4 protein-coding genes and 1 tRNA gene are annotated in these 3,656 nt (G+C 67.8%); 1 reads left to right on the forward strand and 4 read right to left on the reverse strand.

Annotated elements, in window-relative coordinates; translation table 11 throughout:
• Nucleotide 1 precedes the first annotated feature (1 nt).
• Entirely contained in the window at nt 2-1,165 is a 1,164-nt protein-coding gene (locus ADBZ6I_RS16615; protein ID WP_526385789.1) for an acyl-CoA dehydrogenase family protein, read from the forward strand.
• A 10-nt stretch (nt 1,166-1,175) separates the two neighbouring features.
• Here the strand turns inward: ADBZ6I_RS16615 and ADBZ6I_RS16620 are convergent, their stop codons facing one another.
• From ADBZ6I_RS16620 to ADBZ6I_RS16635, 4 genes are all read right to left on the reverse strand, one after another.
• Nucleotides 1,176-1,928 carry an enoyl-CoA hydratase gene (locus tag ADBZ6I_RS16620; protein WP_526385791.1) on the reverse strand — a complete coding sequence of 251 codons (753 nt, stop codon included), beginning with the start codon at nt 1,926-1,928 and terminating at the stop codon, nt 1,176-1,178.
• 28 nt (nt 1,929-1,956) lie between these two features.
• Nucleotides 1,957-2,163 carry a hypothetical protein gene (locus ADBZ6I_RS16625; RefSeq protein WP_526385793.1) on the reverse strand — a complete coding sequence of 69 codons (207 nt, stop codon included), beginning with the start codon at nt 2,161-2,163 and terminating at the stop codon, nt 1,957-1,959.
• A gap of 79 nt (nt 2,164-2,242) precedes the next feature.
• Nucleotides 2,243-3,001 (reverse strand): response regulator transcription factor, encoded by a 759-nt coding sequence (locus ADBZ6I_RS16630; protein WP_526385795.1) that lies wholly within the window; start codon nt 2,999-3,001, stop codon nt 2,243-2,245.
• Nucleotides 3,002-3,540: 539 nt separating this feature from the next.
• Nucleotides 3,541-3,614: transfer RNA gene (locus ADBZ6I_RS16635), tRNA-Arg, on the reverse strand.
• Between the last annotated feature and the right edge of the window lie 42 nt (nt 3,615-3,656).

Genomic DNA, 3,656 nt, shown 5'->3' on the forward strand with positions numbered 1-3,656 from the left:
CATGACCGAATTTCTCTCCACGGCAACGCTTCCCGACGAGTACCAGCAGCTGGCGAAGACGGTGCGCGACTTCGCCCGCGAGGTCGTCGCACCGGTTGCCGCCAAGCACGACGCCGAGCACACCTTCCCCTACGAGGTGGTCGCCGGGATGGCCGACATGGGTCTGTTCGGCCTGCCGTTCCCCGAGGAGTACGGCGGCATGGGCGGTGACTACTTCGCCCTCTGCCTGGCCCTGGAGGAACTCGGCAAGGTCGACCAGAGCGCGGCGATAACCCTGGAGGCCGGGGTGTCGCTGGGCGCCATGCCGGTCTACCGCTTCGGCACCGAGGCGCAGAAGCGGGAATGGCTGCCGATGCTGACCAACGGTTCGGCGCTGGGGGCGTTCGGGCTGACCGAAGCCGGCGGCGGCACCGACGCCGGCGCCACCAAGACCACCGCCCGCCTCGACGACGGCCACTGGGTGATCAACGGCTCCAAGCAGTTCATCACCAACTCCGGCACTGACATCACCAAGCTGGTCACCGTCACCGCCGTCACCGGCACCGTCGGTGACCGCCGGGAGATCTCAGCGATCCTGGTGCCGGTTCCCACCGCGGGTTTCGTCGCCGAACCGGCCTACGACAAGGTCGGCTGGAACGCCTCGGACACCCATCCGTTGTCGTTCACCGACGTCCGGGTCCCCGAGGAGAACCTGCTGGGGGAGCGCGGCCGCGGCTACGCCAACTTCCTGCAGATCCTCGACGAGGGCCGGATCGCCATCGCGGCGCTGGCCGTGGGCGCGGCGCAGGGCTGCGTGGACGAGTGTGTGAAGTACGCCGGGGAGCGCACGGCGTTCGGCCAGGCGATCGGCCGGTACCAGGCCATCGAGTTCAAGATCGCCCGGATGGAGGCGCGCGCGCACGTCGCCCGGACCGCCTACTACGACGCCGCCGCGCTGATGCTCGCGGGTAGGCCGTTCAAGAAGCAGGCCGCGATCGCCAAGATGGTGGCCAGCGAGGCCGCGATGGACAACGCCCGCGACGCCACCCAGATCCACGGTGGCTACGGGTTCATGAACGAGTACCCGGTGGCCCGGCACTATCGGGACAGCAAGATCCTCGAAATCGGCGAGGGCACAACCGAAGTGCAGTTGATGCTGATCGCCCGGGAGATCGGGCTGCGCTAGAGCGGACGCGTCAGCGCCGCTGGGCGGCGGCCAGTCGCGCTCTGAACTCCGGGGACTCGATCGATGCGGCCTGCGGGTCCAGCTCGATGTTCTTGGCGGCTTCGTGGTGATCGATGTCGGAGAAGCCGGGGATCACGGTGGCGCGCAGGGAGGCTTTGGTGGCCAGCACCACCTCGCGCGGAGCGGCGGCCGGACCGGCTGCCAATGCCAGCGCTGCCGCCAGTGGATCGTCGGCGACCTCCAAGGCGAGACCGTGGCGAACCGCGGCCTGCGCGTCGAACCGCATGCCGAACAACAGTGCGGCTCGTGCCACCTGTGGGCCGACCGCCCGCTGCAGCATCCAGGTGGCTCCGCCGCCGGGGTGGATGCCCAGTTTCTGGAAGCGCGGATCGAACATCGCGTGCGGTCCGGCAATCCGGATGTCGGCGGCCAGCGCCAGGTTCATCCCCGCCCCGACTGCCGCCCCGTTGACCGCCGCGATCGTCGGCAGCGCACAGCGCCCGACGGCCATGAAACCGGCGTAGATGCGCTCCAAGCCTTCCTTGGCCGCCGCGCCCAGCGCCGACAGATCGGCGCCCGCACAGAACGCTTTTCCCGCACCGGTGACGACGACGGCGTGCACCTTCGGGTCGCCCTCGGCCCGCCGCACCGAATCACGCAGCTGCTCCGACATCGCGTCGGTGACCGCATTGCGCCGATCAGGGTCGTTCACGGTGATCACCGCTACCCGGTCGGCCACCTCGTAGAGCACTAGATCTGCCACGAAAGCCGAGGCTAACAGCCGCAGGGGATCAGGACAGAGCAGCGCTATCGGTGCTCGGGAACAGCTCCCGCTCGACGGCCTCGGCATCCAGACCGACGACGGTCACCCGATTGGTGGTCTTGTCGACCAGTGCGTAAGGGCCGTACTGCTGGTACGCGGGCGATGATTGCTTGTACTTCACCAGCCGAAGGCCCCTGCGGTACGCGCGATAACGCCACTGCGATTCGGAATGCATGTCTTCGATCCCCCCGTTGACTAGACCTATGGTCCACAGGAAAACGGTTGCAGTTCAAGAGAGGGCGCGCAGTTTCACATCATTGGCTGACATTCGGGGGGAACGGCGGGTCGGCTGCCGGGCCGTACGGCATGCCGCTGAACTCGCTGAGCCCGATGATCCCGTCCTCGACGGCCCTGGCCAACAGCGCTGCTTTGCTGTGCGCCGGGCGTCCGACGGCGGCGTACTTCATCCGGACCCGCTGCAGGTGGGTCCTGACCGTCGCCAGCGTGATGTGCAGCAGACGACCGACTTCGTCTTTGCTGTCGGTCCGCAGCCAGGCCGTCAAGACCTGCCGTTCCCGTTCGGAGAGGTTCAGCCGCCCCGCCGTCCGCCGGCGCTCCAGGACGCCGGCCATCTGCGGTCCGATGTAGGGGCCAGGCCCGTCGCTGATGCAACGCAGCGCGGCGACGAGGTGTTCGGCGCCGTCGGCCTTGGCTACGTAGGAGTGCGCGCCGGCGTCGATGCTCGACAGCAACACCTCATCGGCGGTCAGCCGCGAGTAAACGAGCACCGCGGGACCGGCCGCGCATAACTGGGCAAGGCCATCCAAGTCCGGGGCGCATCCGTTCTGCTGGATTTCGATCACCACGACGTCGGCAGGGGGATGACCGGCGAGGCCCGGTGGATCGCGAAGCCAGGTCAGATAGTCGGCGGCGGTGGGGAAGCTGCCCGCAACCGTCAGCGCGGGATGCTGACCGGCGAACCATGCCTCCAATCCGGCGCGGACCACGTCGTGCTCGTCGACGATGGCCACCCGCAGGTTTCCCGACGCAATTTCCTCGGTGCCCGACCCCACAGTCCCCCCGAACGTCCCCCCCGGACCGCAAACCCTTGCGTGGTCTCGCGATACCGAGTTGCGTGGAGCATAAATGACTGCGCCAGCAAATTCAGTGCAGGTCGAGCAGAACCAGCGAGCAGTCGTCGTTCTGCCAGCCGCTCGCACTGATGTCGTGGGGCCTTCCAACAGGGTGTCCAGCGACCAATCGGGGCGGGCGGCAAGGTCGCCGCACAGGGTGACGAAATCGGTCCACGACCATTCGCTGGCCGTCGCGAAGCTGTCGCCGCCCAAGCTCCTGCGCCGGTTAGGTAGCGCGACGACACCTCGACCGGGCCGTCCATGGAGAGTTCAGCGGCCAGACGGTCGGCCAGCCGGTCGGCCAGCCCCCGGTTCTGCCGCTCCTCGCGGGCCAGTTGCGCGCGGGAGTTCATCTCCGTGGATGTCGATGATTTGGGCGATGCCGTACTCGGCGGAACCGTCGGGATGCGAATCCGATGGGAACTCGACCGGCCGGCCACCAGATCTCGGACCGCCCACGACAGGGGTTTTCAAACCTGCGCCCCCGGCACGACTCGAACGTGCGACCTAGGGATTAGAAGGCCCTTGCTCTATCCACCTGAGCTACGGAGGCAGTGGGAGTCAGTGTATCCGCGCCGTGTCGGCGAACCGGTTT

It is taken from the genome of Mycobacterium sp. (genome assembly GCF_044342925.1).
Taxonomy (GTDB): Bacteria; Actinomycetota; Actinomycetes; order Mycobacteriales; family Mycobacteriaceae; genus Mycobacterium.